Raw genomic sequence first — 16,206 nt, 5'->3', positions numbered from 1 at the left:
CCGTAGGGGGCAGGCGGTTGTGGTAAGCCGGCTGCCCCCAAAATGGCAGAAAGACGATTTTAGCATTCAGGGGCTCATAGTGAACATTTTGCTGATAAACCCGGCGTACTTCGGAAGCGGCGAGACGGCGAGGGAACGTTTCGAAAGTCGCAAGGAACTCATCGCCAAAGGGAACATGTACGTCTGGCCCTTTGAGCCGCCTTTGGGGCTTGCCTCCCTTGTTTCCTTTCTCCGCGCCAAGGGCGTGAAGGTTTCCCTGTTCGATCTCCAGGCAGAAGGGGCGGAGGGGGGGGCGCTGAGCGTGCGGTTGCGCGAAAACGAGCCTGATCTGGTTGGGATTACGGTCATGACCACCACGCTTCCTGCGGCTTTGGCCCTTGCTGCAGAGGTGAAAGCGTTGCGCCCCAACGTGAAGGTCGCCTTTGGTGGGCCGCACCCGACCGTCATGCCCGTGGATACCTTGCGGGAACCAGACGTCGATTATGTGATCCGCGGTGAAGGCGAGTACCCCTTGTCGCAGTTGGCGGAAAGGGGGGCGCCGGAGGGGATAGCGGGGCTATGGTACAAGAACGCGGGGAGGATCGTGCAGCAGGGGATGGCCCCGACGGTTCCGGACCTAAATGCCTTACCCATGCCCGACTATCACTCGTTTCCCGCCCACAGCTATATCGAGTACAACAAGATTCTCCGCTCCCTGGACAGCATCTCGATGATCGTATCCCGCGGCTGCCCTTACCAGTGCTCCTTTTGCGCCGTCCAGCAGACAATGGGGGAGAAATACAGAATTCGTGATCCGCGGACGGTGGTCGAGGAAATGCGTTATCTGCAGCGCGAATTCGGCATCGAAGGGATCTGGTTTAAGGACAGCATCTTCAATTTGCGCAAGAAATGGGTAGCTGAGTTCTGCGATGAAATCCGGCGGACCGGGCTGGACATGAGGTGGCAAATCAACACCCGAGTCGACCTGGTTGACGAGCGTGAGGTGGCCGAGATGGCGAGGGCTGGATTGGTGCAGATCGACCTTGGAATCGAATCGGGATCGTCGCGCACCTTGAAGACCCTGAGAAAGGACACCAGTCTTGAGACAATTGAGAAGTCGGTGGCAGCGGCCAAGCGTCATGTCCGGGTGTCCGGCTTCTTCATGGTAGGGGTTCCGGGCGAAACGGTCGTCGATATAGATATGACCTTCGATCTGGCGCGGCGCCTCGACCTGGACAAAGCGTCCTGGTCCATCTTTACGCCGCTCCCCGGGTCGCAACTGTACCGCGACCTGCTGGTCTCCGGGCGGATCCCAGCAAAACCGGACTGGACTCAAACCCATTTCATCGATACCGAACTGAGTTACGCGGATATGCCGCACTGGCAACTCAAGGAGCGGTTCGCGAAGATTCAGAACTACTTCTGTCATACCTGAGAGCCCGCTTGCTCCGCAGCGATCTTCTTCATCAAGCAGAAGTCGCCGCTCAAATGCAGGCCCTGACCCGATTCTGGACACTGCGGACCTCGCACAACACCACCACGAGCAGAAGGGGAAACAGCATGAACAGCATAGACAAGCCCACCGCAAAGTTGGACATCGTTACCTTGAAGCTGGACCTGCTTTGTAACGGTATCAGGATGGATGAAAAGGTGAAGAAACGGGTCATGCCTCGCTATCGCTTCAAGAGGGCCTCCCTGTCCGAGGGGCACAACTTCGTCATCAAATACGGTGCAATAAACATCGTGATCAACATTGCCGTGTACGAAAAATTCGTGGCGCGTTCTCCTTACTACTACGACCATCTCGCGGGCGCATTGCTTAGGGACGGCGAATTCATCTGCGAGATGAACCTAGTTCCCGATCCTGCCTGGTACAGCAGCTGCCTGGAGGACGGGACCAGCTTTGGCTCTTACGTCCAGATTCACGGGAACAACATTCTGGCAACCTCGCTGACGAACTTCTGCGTGTTCAAGCATGATGAAGAAGGTTGCGCTTTCTGCGGCCTCACTCATGACCGGGAGGGTGCCAGAAAAGATCCCGAGAAGCTGGCGCGGATAGTAGCCAGCATCGAGGACGCTGAGCCGGGCCGTTATCATGAGTTGAACATCAACGCAGGGACCCTTGCCGGGAGCGATAAAGGGGCCGCCATGTACCTCGAGGTGATAAAGGCGGTACGCGAGGTGAGCGGCATCCCTCTGGCAGCGCAAATCGCACCGATGTCGGACTATGGTTGGATCGATAGGTTCAAGGAGGCGGGACTCGATTCGATCAGTTTCAACATCGAGATATGGGATGAGGAACTGCGCCGTGCCATCATCCCCGGCAAAGGTAAAACGACACAGAGTGAATACCTCGACATTCTTGAATACTCAGGGAAGGTTTTCGGGGCCCCGAACGTCTCGTCCTGGCTAATCGGCGGCCTAGAACCTCACCAATCGACGATAAAGGGGGCTGAAGAGATCGCCAAGCGCGGTGTTGTCCCCTTTGTCACGGCTTTCAGACCGATCATCGGGTCGCAAATGGAGGATGCCCTTCCTCCTAAGAGTGAGACTATGAGTGCCATCTATACCGAAGTCGGGAAAATATTGAAGAGATACGGCTTAGATCCCTCCCAAGGGAAAGGCGGATGCGCCAAATGTAACTGTTGCGCTGCCAGCGTAGAAGCTTTGGCCCAATTGGTGGACGCACCATGTTGACACAGGCAGAGGCCTGGGACCAGGTGATAACGAGCAGGCGGTACGGCCTCGAATCACCGGACGAGATTGTGGTCAAATCAATTGACCGATTCAAGGGCATGGGGGTGAAAAGGGTAATTGATGTCGGCTGCGGCTTGGGACGCCACGTCGCCTTGTTTGCTGAACACGGTTTTTCCGTCCTCGGACTCGACATATCCGCCAATGCCGTAGCCACATCGCTGGAGCAGGTGACCGCCTATCCCGGTGCCCATGTGATTGCGGGTGATGCAACGCGCATGGAAGTGGCTTCGGATTCATTTGATCTCGCTCTTGCCTGGCGAATGATCCACCTTGGGCAGACCAATCAGATAGACGTCATGCTTCGCGAGATAAACCGAGTGCTCAGGCCCGGCGGAGCATTGTTCTGTTCCGTGCGGTCGACATCGAATGCACTGTACCCAAAAGCCAGGGCCCAGGGGCGCGAAATTGAGCAAGATACCTTTGTCATGGGATCAGAAGGACTGGACGGGCTGGTTTATCACTTCTTCACACGCGAAGAGATACTATGGAGGTTTTCGGAGCATTTCGAAATTGAAGCAATGGAAGAGCGGGAACTGGAACACACCAGTTATACCTCTGAACGCGACACTTGTGGGAACTGGTTTTGGATTGTTCTATGCAGGCGTCGCAACTAAACATAATAAAACGAGATATTGCCCCCAGCCGGGGCAGAATACTCTAAGGAGAATTACACGTGACGCTGAACAAGGTCGACATTGAAAAGCTTAAGTCGGACGGCTTCATAAAGGAGCGGGGAAAGGATCTTTTCACCGTGAGGATGCGCGTACCAGGGGGGCGCTTGTCGGTCGACCGCCTGATGAGGATCGCAGAGGTTGCACAGAAGTACGGCAAAGGCCACGTGCATTTATCGGTGCGCCAGTCCATTGAACTGGTCAACATAAACCATGCTGACTTTGACAAGGTGGTCGCTGAATTGGGAGAAGAACAGCAGAAGGTTGCGTCGGTAGGCGCCAGGGTCAGGGTGCCGACCGCCTGCGGCGGTTGCGAGTACAACCCCAATGGCTTGGTCGACACCCAGAAAGCGGCTCTTGAGGTTGACGAGAAGTTGTTTGGGACCGAGACCACCCATCACAAATTCAAGGTGTGTTTTGCCGGTTGTCCCATCGATTGTCCAAAGTCAGCGTTGAACGACGTCGGATTCCAGGGTGCACTTTCGCCAGCCTTGACTCCCGACGAGTGTGTCGGTTGTGGAGTGTGCGCCAAGGCATGCCGTGAAGGGGCCATTTCAATGGACGGAGGCTGTGTCGTCTACTGCCCGAGCAAATGCGTCAATTGCGGGGACTGTGTCAAGTCCTGCCCGACCGGAGCCTGGAAAGTGGCCAAGCGAGGATACTCGGTAAGGATAGGTGGGAAATGGGGACGCCACCCGCTCATCGGAACCCTGTATGCAACATTCCTCCCCGAGGAACAGGTGATCGGGTTCATCAAAGAGGTGCTGGACTGGTACATAGAGAAAGCTGAAGGTCTCGGTCGGATCAGGCTCGGTGACATCATCGTCCGTGAGGGGGCAGAGTCCCTTTTGGCTCATCTTAGCGGAAAGTTTCCTGAGTACACCCTAGGCACGACGATCGCTCCCCAAACTGTTGCAACCCAATATGCAGACACGACAACGCCTTAGCTTGGTAAGCATGTCCCCAAATTCGAATGCATCGAGTGTGATGAATGAGTAAAGCCAATATTGATGATGACCTTCGGACCTTGGTGCTTTTCATCGAGACCTACTGCAGAGGCAAGCACCAATCTCCAAAGGGGGCACTGTGCCAGGAGTGTCGGGAGTTGCTTGCCTATTCCGAATCGCGGCGCAAGAAGTGCCCGCTTGATCCCAAACCTACCTGCAATGATTGCAAAATCCACTGCTACGGAAACATCCAGAGGGCCAAGATCCGAGAGGTTATGGCGTACTCCGGACGTCGCTTGCTGCTGAGGGGGAGGGTTGACCTGCTCTGGCACTTCTTCAAGCACGGCTAGCGCCATTTTGTGATTGGCGACCGAAAGGGGAATGGATGGCAAAGTCATGGGTTTTCGCAAGGCAGGTAGTGATTCTGTGTGTCATATACTGGATCGGCAACTTATTAGCATCCTCACTGCATATTCCTGTCCCAGGAAATGTAGTGGGTGTGTGTCTGCTTTTTGCACTACTGTCTCTCGGTGTTCTCAAGTTGGACGATGTACAAACCGCTGCAGATTTTCTGATTAAGCACTTGATGTTTTTCTTTATCCCGATAGCTGTTGATTTAATGAACTGGGGAACCACTTTTTACCTCTATGGATTGGCACTGGTTGCGGCAATCATTGTCAGCACGGCATTGACATTGCTGTCGGTTGGCTACACCACCCAGTTCATCGAAAAAGGAAAGGTGAAATGCCAGAATTAAATATTGTGTGTGGCATCATTCTGACCACTTGTCCTTATTTGTTTTTTCGAAAATTGTATCTGAAATATAAGCATCCATTTATAAATGTTGTACTTTTGAGCGCCAGCTTAGTTATTACCATACTGCTCATCACGAAAGTTCCTTATAAGGCTTATATCCCTGCAAAAAATTTTATGACATACCTGCTGGGGCCGGCGACGGTAGGCCTTGCGGTCCCTCTATTCAGGCAGCGCAAGATTCTACAACAGTATTTTTTTACTATAGTGGCTTGTGTAGGTATTGGTTCGATGGTGTCGATTTCAATTGCAGGATTAACTGCATCCCTTGGGAAATTGCCACGAGAGGTAGTGATTTCTATCCTACCCAAAGGCGTTACGATCCCTTTTGCAGTCGAAATAGCTGGGATTAATGGAGGTGTTCCTGCGTTAGCTTCGGCGTTTGTTATTGCGACTGGGACTCTTGGGTCGGTTTTCGGCGGTAGTTTGCTGACTTTTTTCGGGATCAGCAGCCCAATTGCGAGAGGTCTTGCACTGGGCACAGCAGCACACGGGCAAGGCACGGCAATGGCATTTGTTGAAGGTGAACAACAGGGCGCGATGGCTGGATTGGCAATGACGCTTGCCGGAATTATCACTGCGGCTCTCGTGCCGTTAGTAGTGGCGATCGCCCCCTGATACTTGAAACGGCGTCGCTTAAATCCATTCTTTGCAATAGGACAGAGTATGACAGAACAGGATCAGTTCGATTCGTTGATGGCCATTGCCAAACGGCCTCCGATCATAATGACACATGGGAAAGGGGCAAGGCTTGTAGATCAGCACGGGAAGGAGTATCTGGATTTCATCCAAGGGTGGGCCGTTAACACGTTTGGGCATTCGCCCGAAATTGTAGTCGATGCGTTAACTCGTCAAGCCAATAGCCTGATCAATCCAAGCCCCGCCTTCTACAATGGACCAGCCCTCGATCTCGCGACCAAACTCTCGAAGAATAGCTGCTTTGACAGGGTGTTTTTTACGAATAGCGGAGCCGAGGCTAACGAAGGCGCTATTAAGCTGGCGCGCAAATGGGGCTGCAAATACCGCGGTGGTGCCTACGAGATAGTCACCATGGAGAACAGCTTCCACGGGAGGACGTTGGCCACCATGTCCGCCTCTGGCAAGCCCCAGTGGAAGGAACTTTTCGAGCCAAAAGTGCCGGGTTTCCTCAAGGTTCCTCTCAACGACATTGACGCGGTAGATGCTGTTGTAACCGAGAAGACTGCTGCGGTTATGTTGGAGCCCATTTTTGGGGAGGCGGGAGTGATCCCTGCCTCAGAATGCTTCCTGAAAGAGTTACGTAAGTTGACCAGAGAGAGGGGGGTACTTCTCATCCTCGACGAGGTTCAGACCGGCATGGGGCGCACAGGAAAGCTTTTCGCCTATGAGCAGTCCGGAGTGGAACCGGATATCATGACGCTCGGCAAAGGAATAGGTGCAGGTGTCCCCCTTGCCGCGGTCTTGGCGAAAGAGGAAGTCAGCTGTTTCGATCCTGGTGACCAGGGCGGGACCTACAACGGTAATCCTCTTATGGCTGCAGTTGGTTGTGCTGTGTTGGATGCGCTTATTGAGCCTCAGTTTCTGGAGCGAGTTCGCGAACACGGAGACTATCTTGCTCTCCGGTTGGAAGAACTGGCTCGAAGGCATGGATTGGGGACAGTTCAGGGGAGGGGGTTGTTGTTGGCGCTTGACCTGAAATACGAAATTGCTGAGGCAGTAGTGGAGAGGGCAAGGGATTGGGGGCTGCTGCTGAACGCGCCACGGCCAACCCTGCTGCGCTTCATGCCGGCCCTGAATGTCTCTAAAAAGGATATAGACGAAATGATCGGAATCCTTGATGGGGTTTTATCCGTAGAGACTTTTTCACGATGAGGATGCAGCGATTGAAGATATCGTTCCCCGTGAAGGATACCACTCCTTTCACTACGGCAATCAAACTCCGAGCCGCCAGTTAAGGTTTTCTACCGGCAATTGGTTTGGGTTTATCCTGCTGGCTACCTCTTCATCCGGTTGTTTCCGTGTGGACGACTGGAAGTTGCAAACAAGTCTCGAAAGGAGCTGAAACATCATCTAGTGATATTTAGGGGTCTGCTCAAGCCCATTGTCTTCATCCTCGTGGTAAGCGTGGTCGGCTTGATCCCCAGGATTTCGGCAGCACCTCCCTCGCCATAGATCTTCCAATCGCACTGCTGTAGCGCGGCAAGGGTGTTTGCCCGCTGCAGCTTTACCATTTCCGCTTCGGTCAGTACGCCTTGCTTGGTGTCTGCCGGACCCGCAGCTTTACCAATTGCTTCCTGCACACCTTCTGCATTTTTAGGAAGCTCAAGCTTCAGCGTCCCGGACCGCGTGGCAATGACGGCGCGCTCAATAAGGTTGTGTAATTCACGCACGTTCCCCGGCCAGTCGTACTGTTGCAATTCGGCGATTTGTCCCACTGTCAGCTTCAGGTCTGTGCGATTCATTTTGCGCGTGGACAGTTGCAGGAAGTGATCGGCGAGAAGTCCTATGTCCTCTCTGCGCGCCCTCAAGGGGGGCACCTCGATCGGGAACACGTTGAGGCGGAAATAAAGATCCTCCCTAAAGCGCCCGGCCTTCACTTCGTGCTTCAGATCCCTATTGGTGGCGGCGATGATGCGCACGTCGACCTTCCTGGTCAGGTTTTCTCCCACCCGTTCGTATTCCCCCTCCTGAAGAACACGAAGCAACTTGCTCTGCAGCTCAAGCGGAATCTCGCCCACCTCATCCAGGAAAAGGGTGCTGCCGTCCGCAGCGCTGAACCTCCCCTCCCGCGCGGTCATGGCACCGGTGAAAGAGCCCTTAGCGTGCCCAAAGAATTCGCTTGCGAAAAGTTCCCTTGGGAAGGATGCACAGTTCACCTTGATCATCGTCTTGTTGTGACGGAGGCTCCTGTGGTGGATCTCCCTTGCCACTAGTTCCTTCCCAGTCCCGGATTCACCTAGGACCAGCACGCTCGCATTGGTGGGCGCAACCAGCTCAACCTGGTTCAGGACTTTTTGCAGCACCGCACTCTTACCGACGATCCCTCCCAGCGATGCGACCTCAAGCAGTTCATCCCTTAGGTAGGTGTTTTCCAGCTCCAATTTTTTCCGTAGCTGCTCGATTTCATCAAAGGCGAGGGCGTTTGCCAGCGCCGATGCAGTGTGGTCCGCAATCAACCTGAGGTTATAGAGGATGGAGTGGTTCAAGGTGACGTGGGTGAAGATCGCCAAGACACCGAGTACCTCGCCCCTAAAGACCAAGGGCTGCCCAGCAAAACCAAGAATCTCTTCCTTCCGGGCCCAGTCGCGATAGGCGATCCACTTGGTGTCCTGCTCCATGTTTTCGACCACGACCGGTTTCCCTGTCGACGCGATGTGCCCCACCTTGCGTGCGCCCATGGGGAACCTTCTGTGTTCGCCGTCGAGGCGTGTCCAGTCTGCCTCCAAGTCGCAGATCGATCTCCCGGCGCTGGCGACGAGGTGCAGACAGGTTTCCTGATCGTAACACTCAGCCATCATGTTGCAGGTTTGGCAAACGTCGCCGGGCTTGATGAGCCAGATCCTGGCCAAGGCGACCGTGGGGAACTCGGCAAGTCTTGTGGTCACCAACTGGAACAGCCGGTCCATTGAGCGCTGCTGCGCCATTTCGAGCAGGAGTGAGTTAATCGCCTCGTCTATACCGTACATCGCGTCAAAAGATTTCATGGCTGGCAGTATAAACGGAATTCAGTTGCTGCTGCAACGGGAAAAAGTTGTCAACGGAAATACGTTGCGGTGACAACCGACGGGGGAAAGTGAAAACCTTCGTGTATACGGCAGCTTCCGTTTTTGTCCGCGATTGGCACATCTGTTGCCAATTAGAAATCTGTTGCAGACAAAAACCCGCTGCGGCGAAGCCTGCGGATGCCCGGGCGGGACACGACAAAGAACTACGGGTTCGGCGCGAGCCGGGCAACATATCCCAAGGAGGAAGCAACATGGCAAGAGTGAAGATTCAGAGGCCGCAGCCGGGGGACGCAATCGTCAATGACAACCCCAAGATGTACGAGGACTACAAAGCGCGTGAGGGAGACAAAGCCCTCATCACCATGCACACCGTACCGTTCGAGGGGTCGGTCGGGCTGATCAACCTGCTGACCTGTACCCGCTTGGTACGCAAGGGGTACAAAGTCACGCTGCTCCTGTACGGACCGGGCGTCTTGATGGCAGCGGAGACCCGCGGCTACCCGAATGTTGGCGATGACGCCTTCCCGGGGAACCAGGCAATCAACAACCAGATCAAGACCATCCTTAAGGAAGGTGGGCGCGTTCTGGCTTGCCGCTTCGCTATGGCTGCACTCTATGGGCACAGGGAAGAAGACATGATCGAGGGTGTCGAGATCATTCACCAGCTGGACGTCCTGGACTGCCTCATCGAGCACCAGAGGTCCGGTGCGTTGATTATCCAGACCTGGACCGTGTAGATCCTGTCGCGCGGCTCCGGCAGCCGTCGGCGCCGCGCCAACTTCCATCAAAAGGAGGATGTTATGGACCGCTGGAAAAAAGGGTTGAAGACCGGAAGGAAGGTTTTCGACGTCCACAACCACATAGGTGAAATGAAGCCGTACCCCTACTACGGTGCGCCTGCTCCGCTCGACCCCACCGTGTTCCAAGACCCGGACCGCGAGTCCAAGGTCAGGCAGATGGACCTCATCGGCGTCGACCGCGCCATCGTCATGTCGAACTACGGCATTCCTGACCCGAGCCAGCCCTTCGGCCTCAACTCGGTCGTGCTGGACGCCTGTGCTAAGGAAGACAAGCGCATCCTAGGTGGGGTCTGGTTCTCGCCGATGGCCAAGATGAAGGAGGCGACCCTGAACGCGATGACCCTGGCCGGCGAGCCGGGCGTCAAGGTGCTGAAGGCGACCTGTCTTCTTGGTGGCACTTGGAACCCGGAGGAGTGGGACGAGGAGACAGCCGGGATGTGGGCTAAGGTCATCGAGACCGCCGAGAAGCACGACCACGTGCTGCACCTGCACACGAGCCCGGGCGGCGGATCGGACATAAGCAACTGCATCAAGTTCATTCGCGCATTCGGAAAGCGTGTGAAGGTTCACGCCGTTCACGCCGGCGGCGGAGTTTCGGGGCATATAAAGTTCGTGCCCGAATTCTTCAACCTCATTCGCGAAGGGTACCAAGTCTACACCGACACCTCGTGGGCGGTAGGCTTCGGCGTACGTTACCTGCTGGACGAGATCGAGAAGCAGGGGCTCGGCCACGACCGCGTCATGTTCAGCTCTGACGAGCCCTGGAGCGATTTCTGGAGCGAGTTCTACAAGATCGAGGGCGCCGAGATCTCGGAGGAGCTGAAGAACAACATCTTCTGGCAGAACGCAGAAAACCTGTACGGGGTGAGGTAACACCTGGCAGGGCATATACGGGTCCCGTCCATGCGGCGGCAACTGGTCGCATGGACGGGATGATTACCAGGCGAGGGCGGACAGGCTCAGGATGGAGAACATGAAAAACGAGGCGATGGCAGAAAGATTGCGGGACCTGATCGAGCTACAGAGCTTTGGTGCCGTTGGAACGTGTGAGGAGATGGGGCGCAAGGGAGGAGCCGGCCCAAGTGGTGCGAAGACCTTCAAATTCGGTGATCACGCACTGATGGTGCCGACGCTCAACAGCGCCGTACGGGAATCACGGTTCACTTTCGAAGCGTGCGGCGATGGATTCGTCATTAAGAAAGATGGCCAAGTAATCGAGACTGCGCAGGAGGTGGCGCAGCCCCGCTTCTACGAGCGTTCCAGTAGCGACGGAATCCCCTTTCGCAAGATTGCGCGGCTGCACGGCAGCGACTGCCTAGCCTCGACCGTCATCCAAGAATGCGTCCGCTACAACGATACCCGGATGCGTTGCCGCTTCTGCAGCATCGGCACTTCTCTGGAGGCAGGGGGTACGATTCACACCAAAACACCGCAGCAACTGGCGGAGGCCGCGGTTGCCGCGCGGGACCTGGACGGCGTGACCCACGTGACACTTACATCGGGTACCACCGAACCGGTGAGCGACGGCGTCAGGTATCTCGGACAATGTGCGGCTGCGGTCAAAGAGGCCTCGGGGCTGCCTGTCCAGATCCAGTTTGAGCCGCCGGAGGACCCGGCGATCTACGACTACCTGAAGTCCCTCGGCGTCGATGACGTGGGGATTCATATCGAGAGTTTCGACCCCGTCGTGCGCAGACGCTGTACGCCGGGGAAGTCCACCATCAGCGAAGCGGCTTACTTCAAGGCCTTCGAGGACGCCGTGGCCGTCTTCGGCCGCAACCGCGTGAGCACCTATGTGATCCTCGGGCTTGGCGAGGATGAGGCGCTCACCCTCGAACAGTGCCGAAAGGCCGTGGAGATAGGGGTCTACCCTTTCCTGGTCCCCTTGCGACCGGTGGACAACACCTACATGGCCAAGGTGAAGCCCCCCGACGCGGAGTACCTACAGCGCATGTACCTCGCAGTGGCCCAGATGCTTAAAGAAAAGGATATGAGCGCCGACGGATGCGCAGCCGGATGCGCCAAGTGCAAGGCATGCTCCATCCTTCAGATGATCGAGTAGGGGGCAATATGGGAAATACTCGCACAACAGATCCTGCCGCAGCCGGAATGCATTCGGAACCGTCCTTCCGTATCGAAGTCGCCAACTCCTCCTGGAAGCTTTCAGGCTACTTTCAGGTCCGCAAGGAGGTTTTCGTAAACGAGCAGGAGATCTACAGCGTAACGGACCTCGACGACCACGACGGGGACGCGATCCCACTGGTCGCTATCATGAACGAGCGGGTGGTGGGAGCGGTGCGCTGCTACCGTAAGAGCGGCACGCTTTGGTATGGCGGCAGGCTTGCGGTGCTCCCCGAGTACCGGATCTACAACATCGGGGCGATGCTGGTGCGCAAAGCGGTCGAGGTGATGTCCTGCCACCCGGAGGCGGACCGCTTCCTGGCGACGGTGCAAATCCAGAACGTAAGGTTTTTCAAGAGACTGGGGTGGTTTCCCTTGGGGCATCCCATCATGTTGGTAGGAGTGAAGCATCAGGTGATGGAGCATCTTCTCGGCCGTGAGCCAGCAACGGTGCGGCACTCGGTCGACGGTGAAAAAACAACGAAAGTTAGGGTGGAGGACCATGAGCATTCTACAGCAAAGTGTCAATGTCATTAACCTTGGCCTGGAGGGGTTCTGCCAGGATCTCAAGAGCCAATCCGTGCCGGTCGTGCAAGTGGACTGGCGCCCCCCCGCAGGTGGCGACCAGGAGTTGGTCGAGGCCCTGATCAGGTTACGCGGCCCCGAGGTGGATAAGGCGAACCGCGAAACGGTGCAGCGCATGATCGACGCGCGTCCCCTGTGGATCGACGTGGAGCGCGCCATCGACGTGATCCCGGGGATGAAGCCCAATCACCTTCTGCACTCCGGTCCTCCTATCGCCTTCGAGACCATGTGCGATCCGCAGCAGCGCGCCATTGAAGGTGCCGCCATCTTCGAGGGGTGGGTGGAAAACCGCGATGAACTGGTGCAGAAGCTGGAGAGGGGCGAGATAGAGCTTTGCCCCAACTACATGCTGGGCAGCATCGGCCCCATGTGCGGTCCCATCTCCCCCTCCATGCCGGTGATCGTCACCGAGGATGCCGCCTCCGGCAAGCGCGCCTGGTCCCCGTTCAACGAAGGGAAGGGGAACGTGCTCTGGATGGGCACCTACGACCAGGGGACCATCGAGCGTCTGCGCTGGTTCCGCGACCACTTCGGCCCGGGGCTCAAGAAGGCGCTGGCGCAGAGTGAGACCGGGATCGATATCTTCCAGATCATCGCCGAGGGTGTTCAGATGGGTGACGAGGTGCACGCGAGAAGCGGCGCATGCACGTCGCTACTGTTCAAGAAGCTCCTGCCCCTGCTGCTGCAGACGGACCTCGACAAGGAAAGCATCCTGGCCATAGCCAAAACGATCGACGCGAACAGCCACTTCTTCCTCAATCTAACCCTCACCGCGTGCAAGGTTGCCGCCGAGGCCGCCCACGGGGTGAAGAACTCGACCGTGGTTACCGCCATGTCCAGAAACGGTGTCGACTTTGCCCTCAGGATCGGCGGCTCGGACCGCTGGTACATCGCCAAGACCGCGCCGATGGACGAGGCGATCTACTACGCCGGCTACTCCGTGGATGACGCGGCCGGCGACATCGGTGACTCGGCGATCGTGGAGACCCTGGGGCTTGGGGGCATGGTGATCGGCGCGGCCTGCACCCTGAGTTCCTTCGTCGGAGGGAGCATGGCGGACCTCTGGTCCACCATGAAGAAGATGCAGACCATCTGCGTCGGCTCCAACCCACGCTTCGCCCCGGCTGCGGCCGACTTTATGCCCGCCCCGCTTGGTATAGACATCCGCAAGGTAGTTCAGAACGGACTTACCCCGATCATAGACACCGGCGTGATCCACAAGTCGTCGGGCAAGGGCCAGATCGGAGCCGGTATCGCGCGCGCACCGATGGAGGTGTTCGTGAAAGCACTCAAGGATAAGGAGAACTACCATGCCTAAACCGATAGCAGTAGTCGCCCTGGGGGGGAACGCGATTCTCGCCGCCAACGAGGACGGGTCGTTCGAGACCCAGTTGAAGAACGTCAAGGCGGCGTGCCGCCAGATGCTCGCCATCCTGCACAAGCGTTACGAACTGGTGATCGTGCACGGCAACGGCCCGCAGGTCGGCAACCTGCTGCTTCAGTTCGAGAAGGCACGCGACCAGATCCCGGTTCCGCCGCTGGATGTGGCCGTCGCCTCATCTCAGGGGCTTCTGGGACACATGATCGAGATCGGCATGCGCTCGGTGCTTGAGGAGGACCGCCTGCACAAGGAGGTCGCCACCATCATGACCCAGGTGGTAGTCGACGAGAAAGACCCGGCCTACCAGAACCCGACCAAGCCGATCGGCCCCTTCTTTACCCAGGAGGAGGCGGAACGCTTCAGGGACAAGGAGGGGTGGGCCATCGTGGAGGATTCCGGGAGGGGATACCGCCGCACGGTCTGCTCCCCGCAGCCGAAGAAGGTGCTTGCCCTTAACGTGATCCGGCAGCTGGCCGAGAGCGGCGTCATCGTCGTGGCCTGCGGCGGCGGAGGCATCCCGGTCAACTACCATACCGGCGAGGTGATGGGCACCGAGGGTGTCATCGACAAAGATTTCGCGGCATCCCTGCTCGCCTACAACCTCGGTGCGGAACTGTTCGTCGTGCTGACCGGCGTGCCCAAGGTGGCGCTCGATTTCGGCAAACCGACACAGCGCTCCATCGACCTGATGACCGCCACCGAGGCCAAGCAGTGGCTTGCCGATGGGCAGTTCCCCCCGGGCAGCATGGGGCCGAAGATCGAGGCATCCATCGAGTACCTCACCCACGGAGGGAAAGAAGTCATCATTACCACGGAAAAAGGGATCGTGGACGCGATGGAAAACGGGAACTGCACCCGTATCGTGAGCTGCTAGGCGCCCCCGCCCAAACCACTTAAGAGAGGCAAAGATATCGTGGCTATTACAACAATCGTAAGGAAGAACGAATACAAGGATTCGGTCCGCCTCATGACTATCTCCCGCCAGGCAACGGCGCTGGAGGGGGTGAGGACCGCCCAGGCACTGCTCGGTACGGAAGGGAACAAGAAGGTGCTGGACGGCCTGGGCCAGCTGGATGACGAGGTGCGCTCCGCCACTCCCAACGATCTGGTCATCTGCATCGAGGCGGACTCGGAGGAGTCCTGCAGGAAGGCGCTCGAAGAGATCGACCGTCTGCTTGCCGACGCCGGCGGCGCAACAGCGCAAGAGAAGAACCCGGAATCCCTGGAGGAGGCGCACCTGCGCCTGCCCGGCGCAAACCTCGCGCTCTTCTCGGTTCCGGGACAGTTCGCCAAGCTCGACGCGGTCACCGCGCTCGACCGCGGGCTGAACGTGATGCTCTTTTCCGACAACATCGCCATTGAGGACGAGGTGGAGCTGAAGCGGCTCGCCGTGGAGAAGGACCTCCTCCTCATGGGGCCTGACTGCGGCACGGCGATCATCAACGGGACCCCGCTCGGGTTCGCCAACGTGATCCGCCGTGGTTCCATCGGGATCGTCGGCGCCTCGGGGACCGGGGTGCAGGAAGTCACCTGCCTTATCGACCGGGCCGGCGGCGGGATCTCCCACGCCATCGGGGTGGGCGGCCGCGACCTGAAAAAGGAAGTAGGCGGGGCGATGATGCGCCTGGCCATCAAGAAGCTCGCCAAGGACCCGGCAACGAAATCCCTGGTGCTCATCTCGAAGCCGGGCGCGCCGCAGGTGATGGCCGATGTCCTGGCGGAGGCCGCCAACTGCGGGCTGCCGGTGGTGGCTTGCCTCCTGGGGCGCGACGCCGCAAAATACGCGGAGGTTTCGGACAACATCACGGTGGTGAGCACACTTGAGGAGGCCGCCTGCGCCGCCTTGAAGATGCAGCCCCCGGTTTCGTGCGCCTGCGACACGCTCCGCGGCCAGGCCGCCGCGCTCGCCTCCGACCGGCAGTTCTTCCGGGCGCTGTACTCCGGCGGAACCCTCTGCTACGAGGCCCTGCTCATCCTGGACGGCAAGTTGCCGGTCCACTCCAACATCGCTCTGGACAAGGAAATGAAGCTCGCCTACCCGGCGCACGGGTCGGCGCACTACGCCATCGATCTGGGCGAGGATGAGTTCACCCAGGGGCGTCCTCACCCCATGATCGACTCCACGCTGCGCCAGGAGAGGATCGTAGCCGCGGTCTCCGCGCCGGACACCAAGGTGCTCCTGATCGACGTCGTCATTGGTTACGGCGCCAACAGCGACCCCGCGCAGGACATGGTAGCAGCGGTCTGCGAGGGGAGGGCGGCCGCAAAAGATGGCGGTCCTGTCGTCATTGCCCACGTCTGCGGCACCGACCAGGATCCTCAGTCGTTGCACGCCCAGGAAGAAAAACTGAAGGCAGCGGGCATCTTCACCTTCTCGACCAACGCCGCGGCGGTACGCGCCGCGCTCAACATCGTCACCGGGGCTTAGCCCCGGTGCAACCTTCAGGC

The 16,206-nt window shown here is 57.7% G+C and carries 16 protein-coding genes; 15 read left to right on the top strand and 1 reads right to left on the bottom strand.

Annotated features, from left to right (window positions below):
- The first annotated feature begins 79 nt into the window (after nucleotides 1-79).
- The 8 genes from KP001_RS09165 to KP001_RS09130 all read left to right on the top strand — a co-directional run bounded on the left by KP001_RS09165 (nucleotide 80) and on the right by KP001_RS09130 (nucleotide 7,018).
- Nucleotides 80-1,414, top strand: a complete 1,335-nt coding sequence (locus tag KP001_RS09165) for a B12-binding domain-containing radical SAM protein (RefSeq protein WP_217289216.1) — start codon at nucleotides 80-82, stop codon at nucleotides 1,412-1,414.
- 125 nt (nucleotides 1,415-1,539) lie between these two features.
- Nucleotides 1,540-2,676, top strand: a complete 1,137-nt coding sequence (locus KP001_RS09160; RefSeq protein WP_217289215.1) for a radical SAM protein — start codon at nucleotides 1,540-1,542, stop codon at nucleotides 2,674-2,676.
- Nucleotides 2,670-3,350, top strand: a complete 681-nt coding sequence (locus tag KP001_RS09155) for a class I SAM-dependent methyltransferase (protein ID WP_217289214.1) — start codon at nucleotides 2,670-2,672, stop codon at nucleotides 3,348-3,350. The genes KP001_RS09160 and KP001_RS09155 overlap by 7 nt, the downstream gene beginning before the upstream one ends.
- Before the next feature lie 59 nt (nucleotides 3,351-3,409).
- Nucleotides 3,410-4,354 (top strand): ferredoxin-like domain-containing protein, encoded by a 945-nt coding sequence (locus tag KP001_RS09150; RefSeq protein ID WP_217289213.1) that lies wholly within the window; start codon nucleotides 3,410-3,412, stop codon nucleotides 4,352-4,354.
- Nucleotides 4,355-4,398: 44 nt separating this feature from the next.
- Entirely contained in the window at nucleotides 4,399-4,704 is a 306-nt protein-coding gene (locus KP001_RS09145; protein ID WP_217289212.1) for a nitrous oxide-stimulated promoter family protein, read from the top strand.
- A gap of 35 nt (nucleotides 4,705-4,739) precedes the next feature.
- The gene (locus KP001_RS09140) at nucleotides 4,740-5,111 is read left to right on the top strand and encodes a CidA/LrgA family protein (RefSeq protein ID WP_217289211.1); all 372 of its coding nucleotides are present in this window, start codon (nucleotides 4,740-4,742) and stop codon (nucleotides 5,109-5,111) included.
- Nucleotides 5,099-5,785 carry an LrgB family protein gene (locus KP001_RS09135; RefSeq protein WP_217289210.1) on the top strand — a complete coding sequence of 229 codons (687 nt, stop codon included), beginning with the start codon at nucleotides 5,099-5,101 and terminating at the stop codon, nucleotides 5,783-5,785. The genes KP001_RS09140 and KP001_RS09135 overlap by 13 nt, the downstream gene beginning before the upstream one ends.
- Nucleotides 5,786-5,833: 48 nt before the next feature.
- Complete coding sequence (locus tag KP001_RS09130; RefSeq protein ID WP_217289209.1) at nucleotides 5,834-7,018, top strand: acetylornithine transaminase; 1,185 nt, start codon at nucleotides 5,834-5,836, stop codon at nucleotides 7,016-7,018.
- Nucleotides 7,019-7,212: 194 nt separating this feature from the next.
- Here the strand turns inward: KP001_RS09130 and KP001_RS09125 are convergent, their stop codons facing one another.
- Nucleotides 7,213-8,850 carry a sigma-54-dependent Fis family transcriptional regulator gene (locus KP001_RS09125; protein ID WP_217289208.1) on the bottom strand — a complete coding sequence of 546 codons (1,638 nt, stop codon included), beginning with the start codon at nucleotides 8,848-8,850 and terminating at the stop codon, nucleotides 7,213-7,215.
- 272 nt (nucleotides 8,851-9,122) lie between these two features.
- Here KP001_RS09125 and KP001_RS09120 point away from each other — a divergent pair, with 272 nt between their 5' ends.
- From KP001_RS09120 to fdrA, 7 genes are all read left to right on the top strand, one after another.
- A complete protein-coding gene (locus KP001_RS09120) occupies nucleotides 9,123-9,608 on the top strand; it encodes an MSMEG_0572/Sll0783 family nitrogen starvation response protein (protein WP_217289207.1) in 486 nt (161 codons plus the stop codon).
- Nucleotides 9,609-9,671: 63 nt separating this feature from the next.
- On the top strand, nucleotides 9,672-10,544 hold the full coding sequence (locus KP001_RS09115; RefSeq protein ID WP_217289206.1) for an amidohydrolase family protein: 873 nt from the start codon (nucleotides 9,672-9,674) through the stop codon (nucleotides 10,542-10,544).
- A 100-nt stretch (nucleotides 10,545-10,644) separates the two neighbouring features.
- Entirely contained in the window at nucleotides 10,645-11,733 is a 1,089-nt protein-coding gene (locus KP001_RS09110; protein WP_217289205.1) for an MSMEG_0568 family radical SAM protein, read from the top strand.
- 47 nt (nucleotides 11,734-11,780) lie between these two features.
- Nucleotides 11,781-12,329, top strand: coding sequence for an MSMEG_0567/Sll0786 family nitrogen starvation N-acetyltransferase (locus tag KP001_RS09105; protein WP_217289204.1), 549 nt, complete (start codon nucleotides 11,781-11,783; stop codon nucleotides 12,327-12,329).
- Nucleotides 12,295-13,695 carry a YlbE family protein gene (locus KP001_RS09100; protein WP_217289203.1) on the top strand — a complete coding sequence of 467 codons (1,401 nt, stop codon included), beginning with the start codon at nucleotides 12,295-12,297 and terminating at the stop codon, nucleotides 13,693-13,695. Before KP001_RS09105 ends, KP001_RS09100 begins: the two co-directional genes overlap by 35 nt.
- Nucleotides 13,688-14,632 (top strand): carbamate kinase, encoded by a 945-nt coding sequence (gene arcC / locus KP001_RS09095; RefSeq protein WP_217289202.1) that lies wholly within the window; start codon nucleotides 13,688-13,690, stop codon nucleotides 14,630-14,632. Before KP001_RS09100 ends, arcC begins: the two co-directional genes overlap by 8 nt.
- Nucleotides 14,633-14,671: 39 nt before the next feature.
- On the top strand, nucleotides 14,672-16,186 hold the full coding sequence (gene fdrA / locus KP001_RS09090; RefSeq protein WP_217289201.1) for an acyl-CoA synthetase FdrA: 1,515 nt from the start codon (nucleotides 14,672-14,674) through the stop codon (nucleotides 16,184-16,186).
- The last annotated feature ends 20 nt before the right edge of the window (nucleotides 16,187-16,206 follow it).

The organism is Geomonas subterranea, from assembly GCF_019063845.1.
GTDB classification, from domain to species: domain Bacteria; phylum Desulfobacterota; class Desulfuromonadia; order Geobacterales; family Geobacteraceae; genus Geomonas; species Geomonas subterranea.
This window is presented reverse-complemented; position numbering and strand designations above follow the sequence as displayed.

Bases quoted from the DNA above. Each gene is read 5' to 3' on its own strand.
- KP001_RS09135 (WP_217289210.1), top strand. From the start codon at position 5,099: ATGCCAGAATTAAATATTGTGTGTGGCATCATTCTGACCACTTGTCCT.
- KP001_RS09115 (WP_217289206.1), top strand. From the start codon at position 9,672: ATGGACCGCTGGAAAAAAGGGTTGAAGACCGGAAGGAAGGTTTTCGAC.
- KP001_RS09125 (WP_217289208.1), bottom strand. From the start codon at position 8,850: ATGAAATCTTTTGACGCGATGTACGGTATAGACGAGGCGATTAACTCA.
- KP001_RS09155 (WP_217289214.1), top strand. From the start codon at position 2,670: ATGTTGACACAGGCAGAGGCCTGGGACCAGGTGATAACGAGCAGGCGG.
- KP001_RS09105 (WP_217289204.1), top strand. From the start codon at position 11,781: ATGCATTCGGAACCGTCCTTCCGTATCGAAGTCGCCAACTCCTCCTGG.
- KP001_RS09145 (WP_217289212.1), top strand. From the start codon at position 4,399: ATGAGTAAAGCCAATATTGATGATGACCTTCGGACCTTGGTGCTTTTC.
- KP001_RS09120 (WP_217289207.1), top strand. From the start codon at position 9,123: ATGGCAAGAGTGAAGATTCAGAGGCCGCAGCCGGGGGACGCAATCGTC.
- KP001_RS09160 (WP_217289215.1), top strand. From the start codon at position 1,540: ATGAACAGCATAGACAAGCCCACCGCAAAGTTGGACATCGTTACCTTG.
- arcC (WP_217289202.1), top strand. From the start codon at position 13,688: ATGCCTAAACCGATAGCAGTAGTCGCCCTGGGGGGGAACGCGATTCTC.
- KP001_RS09140 (WP_217289211.1), top strand. From the start codon at position 4,740: ATGGCAAAGTCATGGGTTTTCGCAAGGCAGGTAGTGATTCTGTGTGTC.
- KP001_RS09130 (WP_217289209.1), top strand. From the start codon at position 5,834: ATGACAGAACAGGATCAGTTCGATTCGTTGATGGCCATTGCCAAACGG.
- KP001_RS09110 (WP_217289205.1), top strand. From the start codon at position 10,645: ATGAAAAACGAGGCGATGGCAGAAAGATTGCGGGACCTGATCGAGCTA.
- KP001_RS09100 (WP_217289203.1), top strand. From the start codon at position 12,295: ATGAGCATTCTACAGCAAAGTGTCAATGTCATTAACCTTGGCCTGGAG.